This is a genomic window from Thiomonas sp. SCN 64-16, from assembly GCF_001725585.1.
Lineage (GTDB): Bacteria > Pseudomonadota > Gammaproteobacteria > Burkholderiales > Burkholderiaceae_C > Thiomonas > Thiomonas arsenitoxydans.
Genome location: NZ_MEGQ01000001.1, coordinates 88,103 through 111,056 on the forward strand (window position 1 = coordinate 88,103; position 22,954 = coordinate 111,056).

A 22,954-nucleotide genomic window follows, 5' to 3' on the forward strand; every position below is an offset into this window, starting at 1 on the left:
CACTCACCCCCGTCGCAGATAAAACCCGTGATACACATCGACTGAATGCTCGGGCTCGAAGGCGATGTGGCAATGTTTGTCGGGGTTTTGCCAGCGGTCGACGATCTGGTAGCTCAAGCGGGTAAAGCCTTCCAGAAACGGCGCGTAGGCGGCGATGCGGTACGGGCAGAAGGCGGTGCCGATGCTCTGCAGGGTGAAGTAGTCCTGCCCGCCGTTGTCCAGCACATGCAGCGGCGTGAGATTGAGGATGATGTGACGCGGAGGACGCTCCAGCGTGGCCAGGCGCTGCGCCAGCGTGTCGGGCAGGTACTGCAGCACGCCCAGCGCCAGCAGCACGTCCACACCCTCGGCGACGCGGAAATCGCCGTTGAAGCTCAGCCGCCCCGCGGGGTCGCGTTCGCGGGCGATCTCCATGCCCCGCGCCATCACCGCGGGCACGTCGCTCACCGTCCAGCGCAGACCCGGCGGATAGTCGAGGTAGCGCTGATAGCCGTAGTAACCGATGCCGATATGCCCGCCCAGATCGAACACCAAACTCTGCCCCTGTGCAAACAGTTTTTGCAGCCAGAAGATGACGGGATAGTCGCTGGGGTAGATGCGCTTGATGCGCTCCAGATACATGCCCGCCGCATCGGCGTTGTCGTAGCCCAGCGGGCGGGTGTTCGGCGCGCTGGCCTGCGCCGCGTCGAAGCTGGGGTAGATGCCGCGAAACAGGTTGGCGTCGGTGTTCCTGGCAAAGGCAGCTTCTGCGCGCTGGCGGCGCAGTTGTCCCAGCGGCGGCAGGTCGGCCAGGCGATCCAGAGCGGCGTGTGTGCGTTCAAGCAAGGGCATGGCGGTCTCCATCGAAGCGGCAAACGATACCGCAAAACTGGCCGCGCGCAAGCTCGATTTGAATGTAATTAGTTGTCTCTAATGGTGTCTTTATTTTTCTTTTGTGTGGCCAGATCAAGAGATGGCTTCACCGAAGCACGGCGCCAGAAATCGATTGCGAACGGTCAATCTTTTCAAACAACGGCAGGTGCAGCATCTCGCCCATTCTTCCAACGAGACGAGTGTGGGCCATGGATTTCCATCGACAAACCGCAGGCAGCCGGATCGCACGCGCGGCGCGATCTGCGCAGGCCGTTCTCTTAGCCGCCGGGCTACTGGCGCTCAGCCCCTTGGCGCGGGCGCAGGACGCTGCAACCTTCGTGGCACAGAACGGGGTAAAAGTTCAACCCGCCGATGCGGCGCAGGATAGTTGGCATGTGGTGCCCAGTGTCGTGCCCACGGTGCAGAAGGGCAATGTGGGCAAGGAAATGCCGCAGGATCACAGCCAGTTTCCGCAGCTCAAGGGCCCGTTCACCTCGCCCGAGCAGGTCACCAAAGCCTGCCTGAGCTGCCACACCGACGCGGCCAAGCAGGTCATGTCCACCATTCACTGGACGTGGAAGGCCTACGACCCCAAGACCAAGACGCTGGTGGGCAAGAACCACGTCTACAACAACTTCTGCGTCAGCCCGATCAGCAACGAGCAGTTCTGCACCGTATGCCATGTGGGCTATGGCAGCACCGACCCGAACAAGTTCGTGCCGTTCGACCACCGCAGCCAGGATCATGTGGACTGTCTGGTGTGCCACGATCAGACCAAGACTTATCACAAGATTCCGTTCATCGGCGGCAATCCGGCGATGGAAAAAATCGCGGTGCGTCCCGGCTGCGGCGAGGTCTATGGCACCGACAAGCCTTTCGTCGAACCGGAGAACCTCGCCAACATTGCGCAGCATGTGGGCTCGCCCACGCGCTACACCTGCGGCCAGTGCCACTTCTACGGCGGCGGCGGCGACGGCGTGAAGCACGGCGATATGGACAGCTCGCTGGTCAACCCCGCGCGCGCTGAAGACGTGCACATGGCGACCAATGGCCTGAACTTCTCTTGCCAGGAGTGCCATAAGACCGAGAACCACAATGTCAGCGGCTCGCGCTACGTCACCGACATGATGTTCGGCGACAAGCAGTTCATGCGCGGCAACCCGCACAACACCCAGGCGGCGAGTTGCGTGTCGTGCCACGGACAGACGCCGCACAAGGGCAACGACCTCAACAGCCAGATTCAGGCCGCGACGCTGAACATGCACACCCGCGACATCGCCTGCGAAACCTGCCACATCCCCGAGTTCGCCCGCGGCGGTCTGCCCACCAAGATGGAGTGGAACTACGCCACCGCAGGCAAGCTCGCGCCCAACGGCTCGCCGCTGGTCATCAACGACAGCCACGGCTGGAACACCTACTGGGGCGTCAAAGGCAGCTTCAAATGGGCGGAAAACGTGGTGCCGCAGTACCGCTGGTTCAACGGCGTGGAGCGCTGGATGAATGTCGGCGACAAGGTGCAGGACTTCAAAGACACCAACGGCGTGGTGCAGCTCAACGCCATCGAGGGCAGCCCGACCGACGGCAAGTCCAAGATCTTCCCGTTCAAGATCATGCGCAACAACCAGCCGTATGACACCCAGACCGGCATCCTCGCGGTGTTCCATTCCTTCGGTTTCGACAAAAACTCCTACACCATGAGTTACGACTGGCAGACCTCGATCGAGGCTGGCATGAAGGCCGCGCACCTGCCGTATTCAGGGCACTACGGCTTTGTCAAGACCGATATGTACTGGCCGATCGAGCACATGGTGGCGCCCAAGACGCAGGCACTCTCTTGCATGCAATGCCACGCCAGCGACGGCCGGCTGCAAAACATCGACGGCGTGTACATGCCGCATCGCCCGAAAGACCACAACACCTGGCTGGAACGCATCGGCCTGACCGTCGCCGCGCTCGCCTTGGCTGGGGTGCTGCTGCACGGCCTCATCCGCTTCGGTCTGTGGCTGCGTCGCCGCGGTCATTGAAAGGACATCATCATGACGACACAACGCGTTTACAGGTTCACCCGCTTCGAGCGCTTCTGGCACTGGAGCCAGGCCGCGCTCATCATCACCATGCTGTTCACCGGCTTCGAGATTCACGGCTATCTGGGCGGCTTCAATTTCGAGCACGCCCTGCTCATCCACGAATACGCCGCCTGGCTGCTGATGACCCTATGGACTTTCGCCATTTTCTGGCACTTCACCACCGGCGCATGGAAAAACTACATCCCCGACCTGCGCCCGAAAAGCCTGTGGACGGTGGCGCGCTATTACGCCTATGGCATGTTCATCGGCGAGCATCACCCGTATCACAAGGAGCCGTTTCGCAAACACAACCCGCTGCAGCGGCTGGCGTATCTGTGGCTCAAGCTGATGATCAATCCGCTCATCTGGGCCAGCGGCCTGCTGCTGCTGTTTTTCAGCTATGGCTGGATTCGGCTCTCGCCCCTGGGGCTGCAGCTCGACTGGGTGGCGCTCACCCACACCGCTGCCGCCTACATGATGCTGCTGTTCTTCATCCTGCACGTCTATCTGGGCACCACGGCGCACCCGCCAACCGCCTACATCAAGGCCATGATCACCGGCTGGGAAGATGAAGACGAACCGGCCGCGCCCTCTTCCTCCAGCACCGCACAACCGGAGCCTCACCATGGCTGATACCCGACTCTCCCGCACCGGCCGTCTGTTGCAGTTGACCGTGCTGGGCGCCGCACTCTCGGCCCTGAGCCTGAGCGCCGTTCTGAGCCTCGATACCCTCGCGCAGGCTGCCGAACCTGCGGCCAAGCCCGCCTCGGCCCCGGCGACGCAAATCAATCTGGAAAGCGCCTCGCTCACCGATCTGCCCGGCTCGCCCTCGCGTGTGCGCATCGATCAAAGCCTGGGCGTACACGCCATCAAGCAGCGCGACGGGTTTGTCGAGCTGGACAACGCCGTGCTGCTCAAGACCTATGTCTATGCGTATTCCAAGCAGGCGGTGAACTACACCGGCATCCTCACGCCGAATACCGAAATGATCGAACCGCCCGCGCCGGTGCAGGCCAGCGCGAGGGAAAAGCAGCAGGTCGACGCCATGATCGCTTTCGACAAAGCGCACCCCAAGCTGCGCATCGACGTCGATGACATCGCGCTCGACGCCTATGTACCGCAGGGCAAGTACTACCCTATCGACAACCGCCTGTTCATCCACGGCGCCGGGTATTACTTCGACAACTCGCCGTATCACTACACCTACGATCACCCCGAAGCATTTCGCCATTTAGCCTGCGCCGATGCCGCCGTGATGAAAACCCTCGACGACGCCATCGCCAACTACCAGCACTTTCACATGGCTATTTTTGCCACCGTGCTCGGCGGCGACGCCAAGACGCAAGGGTTGCTGCTGCGGGTGGATGAAGTGCAGCTCAAGGATGCACTGGGCAATGTGCTGATCGACCAGAAGACGCAGTGAGTTGGCGCTGTTGGCTTGGCGCCAACTGAGTCAGCGCAAACCCGCACCCCCTCCCAACCTCCCCCACCAGTGGGGGAGGAGCAAACCATCTCCGGCGCGGTGGGAGAGACGTTTCTAACTCCCTCCCCACCCGTGGGGAGGGTTGGGGTGGGGTGAGGTCGTTTGCGCTGAATTAGGCCGCGCGGTAATCCTTGAGGTATTTGCCCTCGAACCAGCGCTTGGCCCAGGTGAAGGCGCGCGAGGGCGGGAGGACGATGGTTTTATTCTCGTCGCGGAACACCAGAATGCCGCTGTCCACGGTATCGACGATGCACACCAACTCGGCCTTGGGCACATGCTGCGCAGGCTGGCCTTGCATCACCAGCAGCAGATTCTCGGCAGCGGCCTTGGCCTGCAGGTCCGCCATGTGCGCCTGCTTGGGCAGCCAGTCCGGGCCGGGATAGCTGCCGGCGTCTCCGGCAACGAACACCCGCTCGAAACCGGGCACGGCGCAATGCGCGTCCGCCTGAATGAAGCCGCCGGGCGAGCGCGGCAGCTCGGAGTTGTGCGTCCAGCCCGGCCCCGTCATGCCGGGCATGAACAGAATGAGATCGGCCTTGACCAGGCCGCCCTCGGTCTCCACCCCTTCGGGCGACATGCGCAGCGGCTTGTGGCCCAGATGGGTGTCGATGCGGCGCTTGGCCATGTGCGACAGCAGCCCGGTGACGGCGCGCTCGCCCAGGCGTTGGCCTGGCTTGTCCGAGGCGTTGAAAAACACCAGTTCCACCTTGTCGCGTTTGCGCTGGCGGCGCAGCCAGGTGTCGATGCCGAACAGCAGTTCGAACATCGGCCCGCCGCGCGCGGCAGTGGGCTCCTGCGGGTTGCCGCCAAAGCCGCAGGCGATGCGCCCGCTGTCCATCGCCAGCAGCCGCTCGCGGATTTTTTCCGCCGCCACCACGCCCTCGCACAGCGCGATGGCATGTTCGATGCCCGGCAGCTTTTTGATGAAGCGCCCGCCCGTGGCGATGATCAGGCCGTCGTTCTCCACCGGCCCGCCGGTCGTCAGCACCGTGCGGCCGCCGTCTTGCAGCCCGGTCACTTCGGCGGCGAGAAAGTCGATGCGGTGCTTGTGCAAAAACGGCGCCAGGTCGATGACCAGATCGCTGCTCTTGCGCACCCCCGTGGGCACCCAGATCAGGCTGGGCAGATAGACGAATTCAGCCTTGGGCGCCACCAGAGTGATACGCGCCTGCGGCGCCTTGGAGCGCAAGGTGCGCGCCGCGGTGAGGGCGGCAAAGCCCGCGCCGAGAATGACGAAATGCGAGGACATGAAAACCCTTGCTCGAAAAAACTGGATGGAAACCGACTCGCGCGCCGCAACACGGTAAGCGCAAGCCATAAACATTCAGCTTAGTCCACTGCGCTGCGCCGGGCATTGTGATTTGTCAGCGTCTTTCCGGGCGCTTCAAACCCAGTTGAAACGCTTTGTAAACCGGCTTGACCTGCCCCGCTGCCTGCCGCCCCGCGTTTACCGCGCTGCCTCCCGCATGGCCTGCACGATGTGCTGCGTCTGCACGCTCACCGTGGTGACTCGCATCAGCAGGTCGATGACCTTTTCCTTGTAGTCGGCAAAGCGGTAGGTGTCGAAGCGCTCGCGGATAGTCGGGTCTTTGGGCTTTTTTTCCTTGTACTGATCGAGCACCCAGTCGATGGCGCAGCGGTTGCCGAGTTTGTAGGCCCAGGCCTCGGGCGGAATGCCGTGCAGGGTGGTTTCGCTGTCCAGCGCAATGCTGCCGGACGCCGGGTCGGACTTGAGCAGCGCCTTCGGCGCCTGGCCAGCCGCGCGGGCCTTGACGTCTGGCTGCTCGACGCGGCTCAGGGCGAAGGGCTGCACAGTTTCATAGCCGATGTGCAGCGCCATGAGTTGCTCGCCCCATGCGGCCCATTGCCAGAAGTCCGGGTAGAACGGAATGCGCGGGAATTCGCGCTTCAAATTCTGCGCATAGGTCTCGCGGTACACCGGGTCGTGCAGCACGGCGTAGCAGTAGTGAAAGATCGCCTCTTTGGTGATTCTGCGCACGCCCGATCCGGATTTGCTCCCTCTCCCGCTGGCGGCAGAGGGCTGGGGTGAGGGTTCGGCGGCCTTATAGTGCGCGCTGAACTGCTTCAAGGCCCAGTCGGTGATGTTGTCGTGGCGGTTGCCGTCCTCACCAAATTCAGATTCAGTCACATACTGCACTGCGTCTGCCGAGAACATGTTGAGGTTAGGCACATCTCCAGCGGCTATGGCGGAGAACGGCTGCCGGTCGCCTGCCATAAAGCAAATTGCGTTCGCGCGATGGCCGACCGGAAAAAGACGCTCGGCAAGTCCGGGGCGGTCAACAAAGAGTTGCGACTGGTAAAACGACATCGACACAAATGGCCGGTAAAGGGAGGTGACAATGCGCTTACGCGAGAACGGCTCCAATGCACGGCTTCGTGACCGACGTAGGAGTGTCTCTGACCATTTCACGTTTTGGTCCAACTCATCTTTACCAAGTCGATTTTCATAGTGCTGAACGAGATACCGTACCTTGTCCTCCAGAGCGGCCGATGACTCAGCAAGTAACCATTCATCGCGATTTGTAGAAATTCCGAGCGAGTAGACCTTAAAAACAGCCCGCTCCTGCGCTGCCGTTTTCGCCGCCTTGGTCTGTTTGCTCGCCAGCGGGATGAGGCTGTCGAAATCGTTGTGCGTCAGGTTGATCCAGTTGTTGGCCTTGTCGGGCCGGGCTTCGTCGAAGGCGATATGGCGCAGCGCGGTGTTGCCGAGAAAGGCGAGTTTTTCTTCTTTGGTTTCCATCTCGGGGCGGCGGGCATAGAACACGCGGGCCATGCCGTCCCTGCTGCGCGCGGCGGTGGCGTGCTTTTTCACCATGAAGCTGATGGCCACGCCGGTCTGAATGCCGAACACATTGTGTCTGGTGCCGCTCAGCTTCGGGTTGGCGCGCACGTCGCCGCCCAAGTCAACGACGTAAATCTCGGCGAACTCCTGCGCCACCGTCTTGCGAAATCCGTCGAAGGTGCGGCTGTCGATGAAGCTGCGGTTGGTCACGAAGGCGAGCACGCCGTTTTCGTTCAGCCGGTCGCTGGCCCAGCGGAAAAAGCGGGCGTACATGTCGTAGAGCTTGGTTTTCTGCGCGGTGCTCTGGGCGATGTAAGTCTGCTTGATGCGGGCGTCGATAGCGGGATATTCGCGGTTTTTGTTGTTGTCGTTTTCGCTTTGCTGGTTGGCGTTGTACGGCGGGTTGCCGATGATGACGCTGATGCGCCGCGCGTTCTGGCGCTTGATGCGGGCGACGTTTTCTTCGCTGACGCTGCCGAACAGGTCGGCCGTGGCGCCTTTGGCCGCCGTGTGCAGGCCGACGTTGTCCAGGGTATCGACAAAGCACAGGCTGGGAAACTCGGCGTACTCGCCGCTGATAGCGGCGTAAGTGGCTTCGATATTGAGGTTGGCCACGTAGTAGGGCAGGATGGCGACTTCGTTGGCGTGCAGCTCGTGCTGGTATTTGTGCTTGAGTTTGGCGGGCTGGCCGCGAAAGTGTTCGAGCAGCTCGCAGATGAAGGTACCGGTGCCGGTGGCCGGGTCGAGGATGTCCACGCCCTGATCGATGAGGTTGCGACCGAAGTGCTGCTCGCACAGCCAGTCGGCGCCGTCGATCATGAAGCGCACGATCTCACCGGGGGTATAGACCACGCCCAGGCGGTCTGCGGCCTTGGTGTTATAGACCTTGTAGAAGTTTTCGTAGATGGCCTTGAGAAACGTCTGCTTCTCGCCGTGGCTGCCGATCTGCGCGGCGGCGGCGCGGATGGCGGCGTAGTACGGCTCCAGTCCCTTGAGGGTCTGCCGTTTGAGCGCGCCGGTGAAGAAGGCGGCTTCGAGCGCGTACAGCTCGCGGGCGACGTTGTTCTGGCGGTGGAAGTCGGCGTCGTCGAACACCTTGGCGAAAATTTCCTCGGTGAGGATGTGCTGGATGAGCATTTCGCGCACATCGGCCTCGCCCAGCGCCGGGTTGATGGCCTCTTGCGCATGGGTGAGAAAGCGTGCGGCGGCGGCGCGAAAGGCGGGGTTGCCGCGCTCCTCTACGTCGATCATGTGGCGCAGGGCGTCGAGCACGGCGGGCAGGTCGGCCTTGAACTGCTCGACCGCGCGGCGGAAAGAGGCGATTTCCGGGCGCTCGAAACCGAAAAACAGCTTGAGCAGTTTTTCCAGCGCCGCAGTGTCGGCCACGGGGCAGCGCATCGCTTCCTGGCGGTTCTGGATGAGCAGCGCGGTGCTGTCGTCGGTGAACAGGATGTTGTCCTGCGGATAGCCGCGTTTGAACTTCTTCTGTACCTCGGCGTCGAGGTCGTCGGCGGCGTCTTTCGCCTCCCAGTAGCCCAGCGGCATGCGCAGCTCGTGCAGCAGGGCGCCGTCCACATTGATATTGGTTTTGGTCGCGGTTTTGAGCGGATATTCGGCCAGGAACACCAGCCCCTGCTGCCGCCCCCAGGCCTTGAGCAGGTCTTTGAAGGCTTCGCGCACGATGGTCTCGCGCTGGCTGCCGCTGACCTTTTTGATGAGGTCGAGCTGGGCAAGGTAGTCGTGGATGAGGAGCTGGCTCATGGGGTGCGGGCGGGCTGGGCGGACGGGTATGCGGGCGCAATCGGGACGCCGCAACATAGCAAATACAGCGGGAATAAACTGCGCCAGCCAGCATGACTGGGGCGGAATGAGGACGGCAAGATGGCTGGGGCGCAGGAGAAACTGAGTCTGGATGATTACCTCGTCTGGGAAAACGCGCAGCCCGAGCGGCACGAGTTTTATCGCGGCGAAGCCTTCGCCATGGTGGGGGTGCGCCGGGTGCATGGCGTGGCGTCAGGGAATCTGGCCGTCGCCCTGAAATTAGCGCTACTCGGGCGGCCCTGCCAGGTGTTCAGCCAAAGCCTGAAGGTGCAGGTGGCCGATGAGGCGGTGTTTTACCCGGACGTGTTCGTCACCTGCCATGCCGACGACCTGCGCACCGAGATGGTGTTTCGTCATCCGGTGCTGATCGTCGAGGTGTTGTCTGACAGCACGCAGGGCATTGAGCGCAGCCTGAAGTTTGCCATGTACCGGCGCACCGCCGAGTTGCGCGAATATGTGCTGATCGACCCCGACAGCCGCAGCGTGGAGGTGTTCCGGCGCAATGAACGCGGCTTGTTCGAGCTGCACGATTTCACCGGGCTGGCGGAGATGGAACTCGCCAGCGTGCAACTGCGCATCCCCCTGACGGAAGTGTTCAGCGGGCTGGAGCCAACGCCCGCTGGGTGATTGCACCCCTACGCCGCTGCACGACAGACGGCGGCAAGTTTGTTGCCATCGGGGTCGCGCACGTAAGCGGCGTAGAAATCCGGGCCGTAGTGCGGGCGCAGACCCGGCGCGCCCTCGCTGCGACCGCCATGCGCCATTGCAGCGGCATGAAAGGCATCGACCTGCGCCCGGCTGCGGGCGGCCAGCGCGATCATGGATCCATTCCCCACTGTGGCGGGCTGGCCGTCGAAGGGTTTGCACAGCCACAGCGCCAGTTCCACCCGCCCCTCGTCGGCGTAGCAGCCCCAGCCGATTTCATGGGCGGGATCGTCGTCTTCGGTCACGCAGCGCGCGTGCCCAAGCGCGGCCAGCACCGGGTCGTAAAACGCCGCGGCACGGATCAGGTCGTTGCTGCCGAGCATGAGGTAGGTGAACATGGCCTTACTGGTCCCGCTTTTACGCAAAAATCTTCCCCGGATTGAGGATGCCTTTCGGATCGAGTGCCTGCTTGATGGCGCGCATCACGTCGAGCGCGTCGTCGCCGGCTTCCTCGCGCAGGAAGCCCTGCTTGTGCAGGCCGATGCCGTGTTCGCCGCTGCAGGTGCCGCCGAGTTTGAGGGCGCGGCGCACGAGTTGGGCGTTGAGACGTTCGGCCAGTTCGCGCTCTTCGGGTTTGGCGGGGTCGATGAGGTAGCCGATGTGGTAGTTGCCGTCGCCCACATGGCCAACGACGAAGTAGGGCAGACCGGCGGCGTCGGCCTCTGTGATGGTGTCGTTGATGCTTTCGGCCAGGCGAGAAATGGGCACGCAGGTGTCGGTGGTGACGCAGCGGCAGCCGGGTTTCATTTGCAGCGCGGAGAGGTAGGCGTGGTGCCGCGCCTTCCACAGCTTGGTGCGTTCTTCCGGCGTGTCGGCCCAGGCGAAGTCGGAGCCGGCATGGTCTGCGGCGAGGGCCTGCACGGTTTCGGCCTGCTCGCGCACCCCGGCGGGCGAGCCGTGGAATTCCATCAGCAACAGGGGCTGCTCGGGCAGGCCGAGATGGTCGTGGGCGTTGACCGCGCGCACCGCGCCCGCGTCCATCAGTTCCACGCGGGCGATGGGAATGCCGGCCTGGATGAGGGCGATGGTGCAGTCCACCGCGTGCGCCACGTCGGGGAAGGAGCACACCGCCGCGGCCACGGCCTCGGGCTGCGGGTACAGGCGCAGGGTGACTTCGGTGATGATGCCCAGCGTGCCCTCGCTGCCCACCATGAGACGGGTGAGGTCGTAGCCCGCGCTGCTTTTGCGCGCCTGGGTGCCGGTGCGAATGATGCGGCCATCGGCCAGTACCACGGTGAGCGCCAGCACGTTTTCGCGCATGGTGCCGTAGCGCACGGCGTTGGTGCCCGAGGCGCGCGTGGCGGCCATGCCGCCTATCGTGGCGTCGGCGCCGGGGTCGATGGGGAAGAACAGGCCGGTGTGGCGCAGTTCGTCGTTCAACTGCAGCCGCGTGACCCCGGCCTGCACGGTGACGAGCATGTCGGCGGCGGCCACGTCGAGGATGCGGTTCATGCGCGTGAGATCGAGGCTGATGCCGCCCTGCACCGCGAGCAACTGACCTTCGAGCGAAGAACCCGCGCCAAAGGCGATGACCGGCACGTCGTGCGCGGCGGCCAGTTTCACCGCGTCGGCCACGTCTTGCGTACTCTCGCAGAACACCACGGCGGACGGCGGCGGCACGTCGAAGGGCGATTCATCGCGCCCATGCTGCTCGCGCACGGCTTGTGCGGTGGAAAGCTGCGCGCCGAAGCGGCTGGCCAAGGCGTCGAGCAGGGCGGGCGGCGTGGGTCGGGTGAGAATTTTCGGGGTGAGGGGGGCGTTCATGGGATGTCCTCGGTCAGGGTTGCCGGCTAGAAGGATAGACGCTCGCCTGCGAGGGCGCAGCGGGGCTAGGAGTCGGGCTTGAGGATCGCGCGCTGTAAGGCATCTTCGCATCGGGCACAATGCACTGCGCTAGTTTTTACTCTACTTCGGAGCCTGTATGGACCCCTTGATTCGCATGATTTACGCCAGCCGCATTTCTCCCAATTTTGGCCCGGCGGATGTGCATGACATTCTCAACACCTCTCGGCGCAACAACCAGCCTCTCGGTTTGACCGGCATGCTGGTGTTTGCTGACGGATTTTTTCTCCAGGCTCTGGAAGGCGCTCGCTCGAAAATCAACACCCTTTACGCCAAAATTCTGCGCGACCCGCGGCACAACCAGTCGGCCATCCTGAGTTATCAAGAGATTGATAAACGGCTGTTTGGTGATTGGTCGATGGGTTATGTCTTGAGCACGGAAAAAAATCGCAGTCTATTTCTGGCCTATTCGCTCGAAGCGCGATTTTCGCCGCTCGATCTCAGCGCAAAAGCGGCAGAAAACATCCTGTCGGAGCTTGCCGAACATACTCGGCGCATCGGGCCTAGTGCAGCTTCTTCGGCGGCTTCTTCGGCTCCTGCGGCTTCTGCTGAGGCGGCCTGATCATGGGGCTGCGCCTCACCGCCATATCCACCCGCACTGGCGACGCGGGCACCACCGGGCTGGGGGACGGCTCGCGCTGTCTGAAATCGGCCGCGCGCATTCAGGCGCTGGGCGAGGTCGATGAACTGAACTCGCATCTCGGGCTGTTGCGCAGCATGGGGCTGCCGTCGGCCATCGACGCCTTGCTCTCGCAGGTACAGCACGATCTGTTCGATCTCGGCGGCGAGCTATCGGTGCCCGGCATGACGCTGCTCAAACCCGAGCAGGTGGCCGCGCTCGATGACGCGCTGAAAGACTACAACGCCAAACTGCCGCCGCTGGCCGAGTTCATTTTGCCCGGAGGCACGCAAACGGCCTCGCAGGCGCATGTGTGCCGCACCGTGGCGCGCCGCGCCGAGCGGGCGGTGGTGGCGGTGTCCTGCGAAGTGGCGCAGGCCGGCGGGGAGCAGGCGCCCACGCTGCTGCGCGCCGAGCTGCTGCAGTACCTCAACCGCCTGTCCGATCTGCTGTTCGTGCTGGCGCGCACGCTCAACCGCGCGGGCGACGCCGCCAGCACCGAGGTGTATTGGAATCATCAGCGTCAGCCCAAAGCTTGACGCCCCAGCGGCAGACTCAAAGCGACATACTTCTTCACACTGCCTGCACACGACTTTCACGTCGCGCTGGCAGGATGTGAAGACTGCCAACCGATCTGTTTTTCCACCGTGACACGCCGCCCATGACTGCGACCCCTCCCTCCCCCGAACAACATCGCCGTCCTTTCACCGCGCGCCGCTGGCTTTGGGGCGGGCTGGGCGTGGCCCTGCTCGCCGCGGGCGGTCTGGCCCTGCTGGGCAGCGAGCACCCGGCGCAGGCGCAGATGCGCGGCCCGGGCGGAATGGATAAAGGGCAGACGCCGCCGCAGCCGGTCACGGCATCCGTCGCCAAAACGCAGGACGTGCCGGTCTGGCTCACCGCGCTGGGCACGGTTACGCCGCGCAGCTATGTGAACGTGATGCCGCGGGTGGCCGGACTGCTGCAGAGCGTGGACTACAAGCAGGGGCAGACGGTCAAGGCCGGGCAGTTGCTCGCGCAGATCGACCCGCGGCCCTTCCGCATCGCGGTGGAGCAGGCGCAGGCGCAACTGGAGCAGACGCAGGCGCAGCTCGCCGGTGCGCAAAGCGATTTGCTGCGCTATGAAACCCTGCTCAAGCAAGACTCGATTTCGGCGCAGCAGGTCTCTGACCAGCGCGCCACCGTGGCCCAGCTCAAAGCCACGCTCGACGCCAACAAGGCCGCGCTCGACAACGCCAAACTGCAACTGAGCTGGACGCGCATCACCGCCCCGGTCAGCGGCCTCGTCGGCCTGCGCCCAGTGGACGCCGGCAATATGGTGACGACTTCGGGCGCCGTGGGCAGCAACACCAGCAGCAGCACCAATTCGGCCTCGCCGGTTGCCACCATCGCGCAGGTGCAGCCGGTGGACGTGACCTTCGCTCTGCCGCAGCAGCAGATCGGCGAGGTGGTGAGCCAGCTCATGGCGGGCAAGCAGTTGCAAACTCAGTCTTGGGATGCGCGCAACACCCAGCTGCTCGAAACCGGCAGGCTGGTCGCGGCCGACAACCAGATCAACAGCACGACGGGCACGCTCAATTTGCGCGCCGAGTTCGCCAACCCGAAGCTGACCCTGTTCCCCAACCAGTTTGTCAACGTGCGGCTGCTGGTGCGCACCATCCCTGACGCAATCGTCGTGCCCACCACCGCCGTGGCGGTTGGCGCGCCCGGCACTTATGTGTATGTCATCGGGCCGGACAACAAGGTGAAGATGCGGGTAGTGAAAACCGGGGAGGCGTTTGACAACCTCACGCAGATCGTCAGCGGCCTGAAGCCGGGCGAGCGCGTCGTCACCGACGGCCTCGACCGCCTGCGCGACGGCCGCGAGGTGAAAGTGGTGCAGGCAGTGGTGCAGTCCGCAGGCGGCGCCGGGAAGGAGCGTGCCCGGTCTGACGCCCACGCCAAGCCCGCCGCCAGCGGAGCACGCTGAGCATGAGTGCGCCACACGACGACAAAGCCTCCCCTCCCCAGCCCTCCCCGCAAAGCGGAGAGGGAGCAAACCCATCACCCGCAGGTGGAGAAGGTTGGGAGGGGCATCCGAAGGAGACGCGCAGCGCCGACCTCTCCTCCCCCACTCGTGGGGGAGGTTGGGAGGGGGCGTCGCTCGAAGACCGGCCGAGCCCCTCACGGCTGTTCATCCTGCGCCCCATCGCCACCACGCTGCTGATGATTGCGGTGCTGGTGGCCGGGTTCGTGGGCTACAAGCTGCTGCCGCAGGCCGCGCTGCCCGAGGTGGATTACCCCACCATCCAGGTCACCACGCTCTACCCCGGCGCCAGCCCGGACGTGATGGCCTCCTCGGTCACCGGCCCGCTGGAACAGCAGTTCGGCCAGATGCCGGGGTTGGCGCAGATGTGGTCGGTGAGTTCCGGCGGTGCGTCGGTCATCACCCTGCGCTTCGATCTGTCGCTGTCGCTTTCCGTAGCCGAGCAGGAAGTGCAGGCTGCGATCAACGGCGCGAGCAATCTGCTGCCTTCCGACCTGCCGCAGCCGCCCATCTACGCCAAGGTCAACCCGGCCGACGCCCCCGTCATCACCCTCGGCCTGACCTCGGCCACGCTGCCGCTCACCACCCTGTACGACCTGGCCGATACGCGCCTGAGCCAGAAGCTCTCGCAGGTGTCGGGCGTGGGTCTGGTCACGCTCTCGGGCGGACATAAACCCGCCATTCGCGTGACGGTCAACGGCCCGGCGCTGGCCGCGCTGGGGCTGACGCTCGACAGCATTCGCACCGCGATTGCCGGGGCGAACGTCAACAGCCCTAAGGGCAGCATCAGCGGCAGCCAGCAGTCGTTCAGCATCGACGCCAACGACCAGTTGCAATCGCCGCAGCAATACCGCGACATGATCATCGCCTACTCCGGCGGCGCGCCGGTGCGGCTGGGCGACGTGGCCACCATCAGCACGGGCGCCGAAAACGCCTGGCAGGCCGCGCTGGTCAACGGCAAGCCCGGCATTGTGATCAACGTGCAGCGCCAGCCGGGGGCCAATGTCATCGCCGTGGTCGATGCGATTCACAAGCTGCTGCCCAGCCTGCAGACGCAACTGCCCGCCGCCGCGCAGCTCACGGTGCTGTCCGACCGCACCGTGACCATCCGCGCGGCCATTGCCGACGTGCAGTTCGAGCTGCTGCTGGCCGTGCTGCTGGTGGTGCTGGTGATCTTCGTGTTCCTGCGCAGCGTGCGCGCCACTTTCATTCCCGCCACCGCAGTGCCGCTGGCGCTGGTGGGCACTTTCGGCGCGATGTATTTGTTCGGCTTTTCGATCAACACCCTCACCCTCATGGCGCTGACCATCGCCACCGGCTTCGTGGTGGACGACGCCATTGTGATGATCGAAAACATCTCGCGCTACATCGAAGCCGGCGAGCGGCCGCTGACCGCCGCGCTCAAGGGCGCGGGGCAGATCGGCTTCACCATCATCACCCTCACCTTCTCGCTCATCGCGGTGCTCATTCCGCTGCTGTTCATGGGCGATGTGGTGGGGCGACTGTTCCGCGAATTCGCCATCACCCTGGCGGTGGCCATTGTCATTTCGGCCATCGTGTCGCTGACCTTCACGCCCATGCTCTCGGCCCGCCTGCTGCGGCATACGCCGGAACAAAAACAAAGTCATTTGTTCCGTTCCACAGGCGCGTTTTTCGACCGGCTTTCGGCCCGCTACACCCGCGCGCTGCGCTGGGTGCTGCGGCATCAGCCGCTGGTGCTGCTGTTCGCGGCGGGCACGCTGGTGCTCACGGTGGTGCTGTACGTGCTCATTCCCAAAGGCTTCTTCCCGGTGCAGGACACCGGCATGATCCAGGCCACCACCGTGGCGCCACAGGACGTGTCGTTCCAGTCGATGAACGCGCGCCAGCAGGCGCTGGTCGATGCGCTGCTCAAAGATCCGGCGGTGGAATCGGTGTCATCGGTGGTCGGCATCGACGGGGTGAACACCACCATGAACACCGGGCGGCTGCTCATCTACCTCAAGCCGCTGGAACAACGCCCGCGGGTGCAAGCCCTCATCAGCCGGCTCGACGCGCGCGCCGCCAAGGTCGAAGGCATAGCTACCTATCTGCAGCCGGTGCAAGACCTGACCATCAACGACATCGCCAGCCGCTACCCCTATCAGTTCAGCCTGTCAGCCACCAGCGCCGCGCAGCTCTCCCGCGCCAACACCGCGCTGATGGACCGGCTCAAGGCGCTGCCGCAACTCTCCGGCGTGACCAGCGATCTGCAAGACCAGGGCTTGCAGGCTTATGTGGACGTGGACCGCAGCGCGGCCTCGCGCCTGGGCATCACCATGAGCGCGGTCGACAGCGCGCTGTACAACGCCTTCGGCCAGCGGCTGGTGTCGACCATCTTCACCCAATCGGCGCAGTACCGCGTGGTGCTCGGCGTGGAAAAACAGCCCGACCAGGGCCTTGGCGCGTTCAACAGCGTGTATCTCACCGGAAGCAACGGGCAGGCGGTGCCGCTGTCCACCATCGCCACCATCGAGCCGCGCGCCACACCGCTGGCCATCGACCATCTGGGCCAGTTTCCGGCGGCGCTCATTTCCTTCCAGCTCGCGTCCGGCGTGTCGCTGGGCGAAGCGGTGGACGCGATCAAGCAGGCGGCCAAGCAGGCTGCGCTGCCCGCCTCGGTGACCATCGCCTTCCAGGGCTCGGCCAGCGCCTTTCAGTCGGCGCTGTCCAACCAGCTCTGGCTGCTGCTCGCCGCTGTGGCCACCATGTATATCGTGCTGGGCGTGCTGTATGAGAGCTACATCCACCCGATCACCATTCTGTCCACCCTGCCCTCGGCCGGCATCGGCGCGCTGCTGGCGTTGATGGCCACCGGGCATGACCTCACGGTGATCGCCATCATCGGCATCATTCTGCTCATCGGCATCGTGCAGAAAAACGCCATTCTGATGGTGGACTTCGCGCTGGACGCGCAGCGCAACCAGGGCCTGCCGCCCGATGAGGCCATGCTGCAGGCGGCGCACCTGCGGCTGCGGCCCATTCTGATGACCACCTTTGCCGCGCTGTTCGGCGCGGTGCCGCTGGCGCTGGGCACAGGCATGGGCTCGGAGCTGCGCCAGCCGCTGGGCATCGCCATCGTCGGCGGCCTGCTGGTGTCGCAGGTGCTCACGCTGTTCACCACGCCGGTGATCTACCTGGCGTTCGACCGGCTCGCCACCCGCACGGCGGCCTGGCGTGCGCGCACCTTCGGCTCGGCGCCACCGGCTGCTGCGCTGTCCGACGAGGACGCGCAGTGAATCCGTCCGCCCTGTTCATCCGCCGCCCCATCGCCACCAGCCTGCTGGCGCTTGCGGTGCTGCTGGCGGGGCTGATCGCCTTTCGGCTGCTGCCGGTGTCGCCACTGCCGCAGGTGGATTTCCCCACCATCGTGGTCAACGCCAGCATGGCCGGGGCCAGCCCGGAGGTCATGGCTGCCACGGTGGCCACGCCGCTGGAGCGCAGCCTGGGCACGATTGCCGGCATTTCGCAGATGACCTCCAGCAGTTCGCTGGGTTCGACCCGCGTCATTCTGCAGTTCAGTCTGTCGAAAAACATCAACGATGCCGCACGCGAAGTGCAGGCGGCGATCAATGCGGCCATTCCGCTGCTGCCTTCCGGCCTGACCGGGCGGCCCACTTACAAGAAGATGAACCCGGCGGACGCGCCGATCATGATTCTGTCGCTCACCTCCAAGAGCCTGTCGCGCGGGCAGATGTTCGATGCCGGCTCGACCATTCTGGCGCAGAAAATTTCGCAGATCGCGGGCATCGGCTCGGTCACCGTGGGCGGCGCCGCGCTGCCTGCGGTGCGGGTAGAACTCGACCTGCCCCGCGTCAACGGCATGGGGTTGGGGCTGGAGCAGGTGCGCCAGGCCATCGCCAGCGCCAATGTGGATACGCCCAAGGGTGCCATCGACAGCGCCACGCATCGCTGGCAGGTGGGCGCGAATGACCAGCTCTCCACCCCGCAGCAGTACCAGCACATCGTGGTGGGCTACCGCAACGGCGCGCCGATCCGCCTCGACCAGATTGCGCAGGTGTATGAAGGTCTGCAGAACGACCGCAATATGGGCCTGGCCAACGGCCAGCCCTCGGTGCAGCTCATCATTTACCGCCAGCCGGGGGCGAACATCATCGATGCGGTCGAAGGGGTGAAGGCGGCGCTGCCGCAGCTCAAAGCCTCGATCCCGGCGGCCATCGACATCACCCTCATGTCCGACCGCACCACCACCATCCGGGCGTCGCTGGACGAGGTGGAAAAGACCCTCATCCTCGCGGTGCTGCTGGTGATTGCCGTGGTCTGGCTGTTTCTGCGCGACTGGCGCGCCACGCTCATTCCCGCCATTGCCGTGCCGCTGTCGCTGGTGGGCACCTTCGCCGCCATGTGGCTGCTCGACTATTCGCTCGACAACCTGTCGCTGATGGCGCTGATCGTGGCCACCGGCTTTGTGGTGGACGACGCCATCGTGGTGCTCGAAAACATCATGCGCCATGTGGAGGAAGGCTTGTCGCCGCTGGCCGCCGCCTTCAAGGGCGCGCGAGAAGTGGGCTTCACCGTGCTGTCGATGAGCATTTCGCTGGTGGCGGTGTTCATCCCGGTGCTGTTCATGGGCGGCATCGTCGGGCGGCTGTTTCACGAGTTCGCCGTCACGCTGTCGGTGGCCATCGGCATTTCGTTGCTGGTGTCGCTCACCGTCACGCCCATGCTGGCCTCGCGTTGGCTGCGGCCGCAAGCGCGCCCGGCTCACGGCGCGCCCAAGCCAAGCTCCTGGCTGGAGCGGGGCTGGAATCATGTCCATCACGGCTACGCGCGCAGCCTGCGCCGGGCGCTGCTGCACCCGCTGCTGATGCTGGTGCTGTTTTTCTCCACCATCGGGCTGACGGTGTATCTGTTCAAGGTCGTGCCCAAAGGCTTTTTCCCCACGCAGGACACCGGGCTGCTGATCGGCTCGGTGCAGGCCGATCAGTCGATCTCGTTCCAGGACATGAGCAAGAAGTTGCAGCAGATCGTTGCCATCGTGCGCAAGAACCCGGGTATGGAAAACGTGGTGGCGTTCACCGGCGGCGGCACGACCAACAGCGCTTTCATGTTCATGCAGCTCAAGCCGATCGATCAGCGCAAAGGCGTTCAGAGCATCATCGTCGAGCTGCGCCGGGCGTTGTCGCGCGTGCCTGGCACGCAGACCTTCATGTTCCCCGTGCAGGACATCCGCGCCGGCGGGCGGCCTTCGGCGGCGCTGTATGAGTACACCCTGCAAGCCTCCGACCTGAACACCCTGCGCGAATGGGAGCCGAAGGTGCTGGCCGCGTTCAAGCGCATTCCGGGCCTGAACGACGTCAACAGCGACCAGCAGGCCAACGGCCTGCAGCTCTCTCTGGTGATCGACCGCGCGGCCGCGGCGCGCTATGGCATTGCCGTGTCCACCATCGATCAGACCCTCAACGACGCCTTCGGCCAGCGCCTGGTGTCCACCATCTACAAGCCGCTCAACCAGTACCGCGTGGTGATGGAAGCCGCGCAGCAATATCAGAACAACGCCCAGGCGCTGAACGATGTTTTTCTGGTGGGCAGCAGCGGCCAGCGCGTACCGCTCTCGGCGCTGGCGCATCAGGAACTGACCAACACCCCGCTGGCGGTCAACCATCAGGGGCTGTTCGTCTCGTCCACCATTTCGTTCAATCTCGACAAGGGCGTGTCGCTCGGCAGCATCCAGACCAAAATCGACGACGCCACCGCCGCCATCGGCCTGCCGTCCGAGATTCACGGCGGCTTCCAGGGCACGGCGCAACTGTTCTCGGACACGCTGAAAAACGAGCCGCTGTTCATCATGGCGGCGATTTTTGCCATCTACATCGTGCTGGGCATGTTGTATGAAAGCACCCTGCACCCGCTCACCATTCTGTCCACCCTGCCCCCGGCTGGCCTAGGCGCGCTACTGGCCTTGCAGCTCACGCACACCGAGTTTTCCATCATCGCGCTCATCGGCGTGTTCCTGCTGATCGGCATCGTGAAGAAAAACGCCATCCTCATGGTCGATTTCGCCCTCACCGCAGAACGCGAACACGGCGCCAGCCCGTGCGACGCCATCTATCAGGCCGCCACGCTGCGGCTGCGCCCCATCCTCATGACCACGCTGGCCGCGCTGGGCACGGCTTTGCCGCTGGCCTTCATCACCGGCAACGGCGCCGAGTTGCGCCAGCCGCTGGGCATCTCCATCGCCGGGGGACTGATCGTCAGCCAGGCGCTCACCCTCTACACCACCCCGGTGATCTACCTCGAACTCGACCGCCTGCGCCGCTGGACGCTGCGCAAATTCGGCCGCACCGACCGCCCGGCGGCTCTCGATTCCACGGCCTGAACCCCATGAAAACCATCGTCCTGCCCCGCCTGTCGCTCGCCGTCCCCTTGGTCTTGACGCTGGCTGCCTGCGCCGCCACGCCGCCTGAAGCCCCGGTGAAAATCGCCCTGCCTGCCAGCTATGCCCAAGCCCAGAGTGGCTGGGAACCCGCGCAGGCGATGGCCGCGGCGCCGCGCGGCGCGTGGTGGAGCGTGTTCGACGACCCGGTGCTCGCCGGCCTTGAAACCCAGGTGGCTCAGCACAACCAGAGCCTCGCCGCCCAACTCGCCGCTTACGAACAGGCGCAAGCTGCGGTGGCACAAGCCCGGGCCGCCTACTACCCTGCAGTGACTGCCGGGGCTTCGGCCAACCGCGCCAGAACCGCAGGCAACGGCGCCGTGGGCAATAGCCTGAGCGCCTCGCTCGGCGCCAGTTGGGAGCCCGACCTGTGGGGCAAAGTGCGACTGCAGGTGCAAGCCGGGCAGGCCACCGCTGCCGCCAGCGCCGCCACCCTGGCCAACACCCAGCTCAGCCTGCAATCCACCCTGGCCACCAGCTATTTGCAACTACGCACCGTGGACGCGCAGATCGTGCTGGCCCAAAACACCGTGGCCGCCTACCAGCGCGCTCTGCAGATCACCGACAACCGCTACAAGGCCGGGGTGGGCACCGCCGCCGACGTGGCCTCGGCGCGCACCCAGTTATTGCAGGCGCAGACCAGCCTGACCGATCTGGGCGTGACCCGCGTGCAACTGCAAAACGCCATTGCCGTACTCGTGGGCAAGCCCCCGGCGGAGTTCTCCCTGCCGGCTAGCGACACCCTGCCCGAAGTGCCTGCAATTCCTGCGGGCATCCCCGCGCAGTTGCTGCAGCGCCGCCCCGATCTGGCCGCGGCCCAAGCCCAGGTGCAAGCGGCCAACGCGCAGATCGGCGTGGCGCAGACCGCCTGGTTCCCCAACCTCACACTCTCCGCGCAAGGCGGCAGCCAGGCCGCGCGTATTGCCGAGCTGTTTTCCGCGCCCTCGCTGTTCTGGTCTATCGGCCCGCAACTCGCGGCCACATTGTTCGACGGCGGGCTGCGCCGCGCGCAGGAGCAAAGCAGTCAGGCGGCCTACCGCCAGACGGTCGCCAACTACCGCCAGAGCGTGCTGACCGCACTGCAACAGGTGGAAGACAACCTCGCCGCACAGCGCATCCTGGCGCTAGAGGCGCAGCAACAGGCCGAGGTGGTGCAGGCCGCCGAGGTCTCGCTGCGTCTGGCTGAAAACCAATACAAGGCGGGCACCGCGCCCTACCTCAACGTGATCACCGCGCAGACCACGGCCACGAGCGCACGGAATGCGCAGCTCACCCTGCTCAACCGCCGCTACGCCGCCAGCGTGTCCCTGATTCAAGCACTGGGCGGCGGCTGGGGCGCGGCCAACGCGCCGGCCATCGGCCCCTTGTCAGCGGCTTCGGCCGGAGCGCAATAGGCGCACGCGGGCGGCAGCGCCAGACGGCGGCTGTTCGTACCATCGCCCCATGTCCGCCACCGCCCTGCTCACCTTGCTGGCCGCCAGCGTCCTGCTGGTTCCGCTGTTCAAACGCTTCGGCCTGGGCTCGGTGCTCGGCTATCTCGTGGCGGGCATCGCTGTCGGGCCTTACGGTCTGGGCGTGGTGAGCCGGCCGGAGTCGGTGCTGCACACCGCCGAACTGGGCGTCACGCTGCTGATGTTCCTCATCGGTCTGGAGCTGCAGCCCAGCCGCCTGTGGGCGCTGCGGCGGCAGGTGTTCGGCCTGGGCGCGCTGCAAATGGCCGGGGTGGCGCTGCCGGTTGCCGCCATCGCCGCGGCGCTGGGCCTGGGGTGGACGGGCGCCGCGCTGGTCGGCGTTGCGCTGGCGATGTCGTCCACCGCCTACATCCTGCCGCTGCTGGCCGAGCGCCGGGAACTGACCACGCGCTTCGGCCGGGAGACCTTCGCCATCCTACTGTTCCAGGACGTGAGCGTGATTCCCATTCTGGCGCTGCTCGCCCTCACCGGCGTCGGCGGGCAGGCGCCGGGCTGGCCCGCCCTGGCGGCTTTGCTGATCGTGGCCCTGGCCGGGCGGCCGGTGCTGGCCACCATGTTCCGCTATGTGGCGCGGTTCGGTGGCGGCAACCGCGAACTGTTCGCCGCCGCCGCGCTGCTGGGCGCCGTGGGCATCGGCGTGGGGCTGAGCAGCGTCGGTCTGTCGGCCTCGCTGGGCGCGTTTCTCGCCGGGGTGCTGCTGGCCGATTCGGAATTCCGCCATGAACTCGAAGCCGCCATCGAGCCTTTCGAGAGTCTGCTCGTATGGTCGCCAGTGTCAACTGCTGCATGAAGATGCTTTACAAGAACTCAGATCGATCGGGTGATGCGCAGTGGCAAGGCGCGGCGATGAATC

At 64.8% G+C, this 22,954-nt stretch carries 16 protein-coding genes; 11 read left to right on the forward strand and 5 right to left on the reverse strand.

Features of this window, described 5'->3' with window-relative positions; genetic code table 11:
• Positions 1-3 precede the first annotated feature (3 nt).
• Entirely contained in the window at positions 4-831 is an 828-nt protein-coding gene (locus tag ABT24_RS00380) for a TIGR04325 family methyltransferase (protein ID WP_276727787.1), read from the reverse strand.
• 230 nt (positions 832-1,061) lie between these two features.
• Here ABT24_RS00380 and ABT24_RS00385 point away from each other — a divergent pair, with 230 nt between their 5' ends.
• The 3 genes from ABT24_RS00385 to ABT24_RS00395 are packed head-to-tail and all read left to right on the forward strand — an operon-like array spanning position 1,062 to position 4,341.
• The gene (locus ABT24_RS00385; protein ID WP_276727783.1) at positions 1,062-2,876 is read left to right on the forward strand and encodes a tetrathionate reductase family octaheme c-type cytochrome; all 1,815 of its coding nucleotides are present in this window, start codon (positions 1,062-1,064) and stop codon (positions 2,874-2,876) included.
• Positions 2,877-2,888: 12 nt separating this feature from the next.
• Positions 2,889-3,551, forward strand: a complete 663-nt coding sequence (locus tag ABT24_RS00390) for a cytochrome b/b6 domain-containing protein (RefSeq protein ID WP_276727780.1) — start codon at positions 2,889-2,891, stop codon at positions 3,549-3,551.
• Positions 3,544-4,341 carry a hypothetical protein gene (locus tag ABT24_RS00395; RefSeq protein ID WP_276727777.1) on the forward strand — a complete coding sequence of 266 codons (798 nt, stop codon included), beginning with the start codon at positions 3,544-3,546 and terminating at the stop codon, positions 4,339-4,341. The genes ABT24_RS00390 and ABT24_RS00395 overlap by 8 nt, the downstream gene beginning before the upstream one ends.
• A gap of 172 nt (positions 4,342-4,513) precedes the next feature.
• Here ABT24_RS00395 and ABT24_RS00400 read toward each other — a convergent pair whose 3' ends face one another.
• Positions 4,514-5,650 carry an NAD(P)/FAD-dependent oxidoreductase gene (locus tag ABT24_RS00400; protein WP_276727773.1) on the reverse strand — a complete coding sequence of 379 codons (1,137 nt, stop codon included), beginning with the start codon at positions 5,648-5,650 and terminating at the stop codon, positions 4,514-4,516.
• A 198-nt stretch (positions 5,651-5,848) separates the two neighbouring features.
• Positions 5,849-8,965: a type ISP restriction/modification enzyme gene (locus ABT24_RS00405; protein ID WP_276727770.1), complete on the reverse strand. Its 3,117-nt coding sequence runs from the start codon at positions 8,963-8,965 to the stop codon at positions 5,849-5,851.
• A gap of 120 nt (positions 8,966-9,085) precedes the next feature.
• Here ABT24_RS00405 and ABT24_RS00410 point away from each other — a divergent pair, with 120 nt between their 5' ends.
• Positions 9,086-9,652, forward strand: a complete 567-nt coding sequence (locus ABT24_RS00410) for a Uma2 family endonuclease (RefSeq protein ID WP_276727767.1) — start codon at positions 9,086-9,088, stop codon at positions 9,650-9,652.
• Positions 9,653-9,660: 8 nt separating this feature from the next.
• On the opposite strand, the gene ABT24_RS00415 is transcribed toward ABT24_RS00410, so the two are convergent.
• Together ABT24_RS00415 and ABT24_RS00420 are read right to left on the reverse strand one after the other, a co-directional pair.
• Positions 9,661-10,068, reverse strand: coding sequence for a VOC family protein (locus tag ABT24_RS00415; RefSeq protein WP_276727764.1), 408 nt, complete (start codon positions 10,066-10,068; stop codon positions 9,661-9,663).
• A gap of 19 nt (positions 10,069-10,087) precedes the next feature.
• The gene (locus tag ABT24_RS00420) at positions 10,088-11,494 is read right to left on the reverse strand and encodes an FAD-binding oxidoreductase (RefSeq protein WP_276727761.1); all 1,407 of its coding nucleotides are present in this window, start codon (positions 11,492-11,494) and stop codon (positions 10,088-10,090) included.
• Positions 11,495-11,669: 175 nt separating this feature from the next.
• Here ABT24_RS00420 and ABT24_RS00425 point away from each other — a divergent pair, with 175 nt between their 5' ends.
• From ABT24_RS00425 to ABT24_RS00455, 7 genes are all read left to right on the forward strand, one after another.
• Positions 11,670-12,134 carry a BLUF domain-containing protein gene (locus ABT24_RS00425; protein WP_276727758.1) on the forward strand — a complete coding sequence of 155 codons (465 nt, stop codon included), beginning with the start codon at positions 11,670-11,672 and terminating at the stop codon, positions 12,132-12,134.
• Between the two features lie 2 nt (positions 12,135-12,136).
• A complete protein-coding gene (locus tag ABT24_RS00430; RefSeq protein ID WP_276707413.1) occupies positions 12,137-12,730 on the forward strand; it encodes a cob(I)yrinic acid a,c-diamide adenosyltransferase in 594 nt (197 codons plus the stop codon).
• A 122-nt stretch (positions 12,731-12,852) separates the two neighbouring features.
• Positions 12,853-14,157 carry an efflux RND transporter periplasmic adaptor subunit gene (locus ABT24_RS00435; RefSeq protein ID WP_276727755.1) on the forward strand — a complete coding sequence of 435 codons (1,305 nt, stop codon included), beginning with the start codon at positions 12,853-12,855 and terminating at the stop codon, positions 14,155-14,157.
• Between the two features lie 2 nt (positions 14,158-14,159).
• Positions 14,160-17,471 (forward strand): MdtB/MuxB family multidrug efflux RND transporter permease subunit, encoded by a 3,312-nt coding sequence (locus ABT24_RS00440; protein WP_276727752.1) that lies wholly within the window; start codon positions 14,160-14,162, stop codon positions 17,469-17,471.
• Positions 17,468-20,572, forward strand: a complete 3,105-nt coding sequence (locus ABT24_RS00445) for an efflux RND transporter permease subunit (protein WP_276727748.1) — start codon at positions 17,468-17,470, stop codon at positions 20,570-20,572. Before ABT24_RS00440 ends, ABT24_RS00445 begins: the two co-directional genes overlap by 4 nt.
• A gap of 5 nt (positions 20,573-20,577) precedes the next feature.
• Positions 20,578-22,023 (forward strand): efflux transporter outer membrane subunit, encoded by a 1,446-nt coding sequence (locus ABT24_RS00450; RefSeq protein WP_276727744.1) that lies wholly within the window; start codon positions 20,578-20,580, stop codon positions 22,021-22,023.
• 49 nt (positions 22,024-22,072) lie between these two features.
• Positions 22,073-22,891 carry a cation:proton antiporter domain-containing protein gene (locus ABT24_RS00455; RefSeq protein ID WP_276727741.1) on the forward strand — a complete coding sequence of 273 codons (819 nt, stop codon included), beginning with the start codon at positions 22,073-22,075 and terminating at the stop codon, positions 22,889-22,891.
• The last annotated feature ends 63 nt before the right edge of the window (positions 22,892-22,954 follow it).

Bases quoted from the DNA above. Each gene is read 5' to 3' on its own strand.
- ABT24_RS00380 (WP_276727787.1), bottom strand. From the start codon at position 831: ATGCCCTTGCTTGAACGCACACACGCCGCTCTGGATCGCCTGGCCGAC.
- ABT24_RS00410 (WP_276727767.1), top strand. From the start codon at position 9,086: ATGGCTGGGGCGCAGGAGAAACTGAGTCTGGATGATTACCTCGTCTGG.
- ABT24_RS00385 (WP_276727783.1), top strand. From the start codon at position 1,062: ATGGATTTCCATCGACAAACCGCAGGCAGCCGGATCGCACGCGCGGCG.
- ABT24_RS00405 (WP_276727770.1), bottom strand. From the start codon at position 8,965: ATGAGCCAGCTCCTCATCCACGACTACCTTGCCCAGCTCGACCTCATC.
- ABT24_RS00435 (WP_276727755.1), top strand. From the start codon at position 12,853: ATGACTGCGACCCCTCCCTCCCCCGAACAACATCGCCGTCCTTTCACC.
- ABT24_RS00455 (WP_276727741.1), top strand. From the start codon at position 22,073: ATGTCCGCCACCGCCCTGCTCACCTTGCTGGCCGCCAGCGTCCTGCTG.
- ABT24_RS00395 (WP_276727777.1), top strand. From the start codon at position 3,544: ATGGCTGATACCCGACTCTCCCGCACCGGCCGTCTGTTGCAGTTGACC.
- ABT24_RS00400 (WP_276727773.1), bottom strand. From the start codon at position 5,650: ATGTCCTCGCATTTCGTCATTCTCGGCGCGGGCTTTGCCGCCCTCACC.
- ABT24_RS00440 (WP_276727752.1), top strand. From the start codon at position 14,160: ATGAGTGCGCCACACGACGACAAAGCCTCCCCTCCCCAGCCCTCCCCG.
- ABT24_RS00420 (WP_276727761.1), bottom strand. From the start codon at position 11,494: ATGAACGCCCCCCTCACCCCGAAAATTCTCACCCGACCCACGCCGCCC.
- ABT24_RS00425 (WP_276727758.1), top strand. From the start codon at position 11,670: ATGATTTACGCCAGCCGCATTTCTCCCAATTTTGGCCCGGCGGATGTG.
- ABT24_RS00415 (WP_276727764.1), bottom strand. From the start codon at position 10,068: ATGTTCACCTACCTCATGCTCGGCAGCAACGACCTGATCCGTGCCGCG.
- ABT24_RS00430 (WP_276707413.1), top strand. From the start codon at position 12,137: ATGGGGCTGCGCCTCACCGCCATATCCACCCGCACTGGCGACGCGGGC.
- ABT24_RS00450 (WP_276727744.1), top strand. From the start codon at position 20,578: ATGAAAACCATCGTCCTGCCCCGCCTGTCGCTCGCCGTCCCCTTGGTC.
- ABT24_RS00390 (WP_276727780.1), top strand. From the start codon at position 2,889: ATGACGACACAACGCGTTTACAGGTTCACCCGCTTCGAGCGCTTCTGG.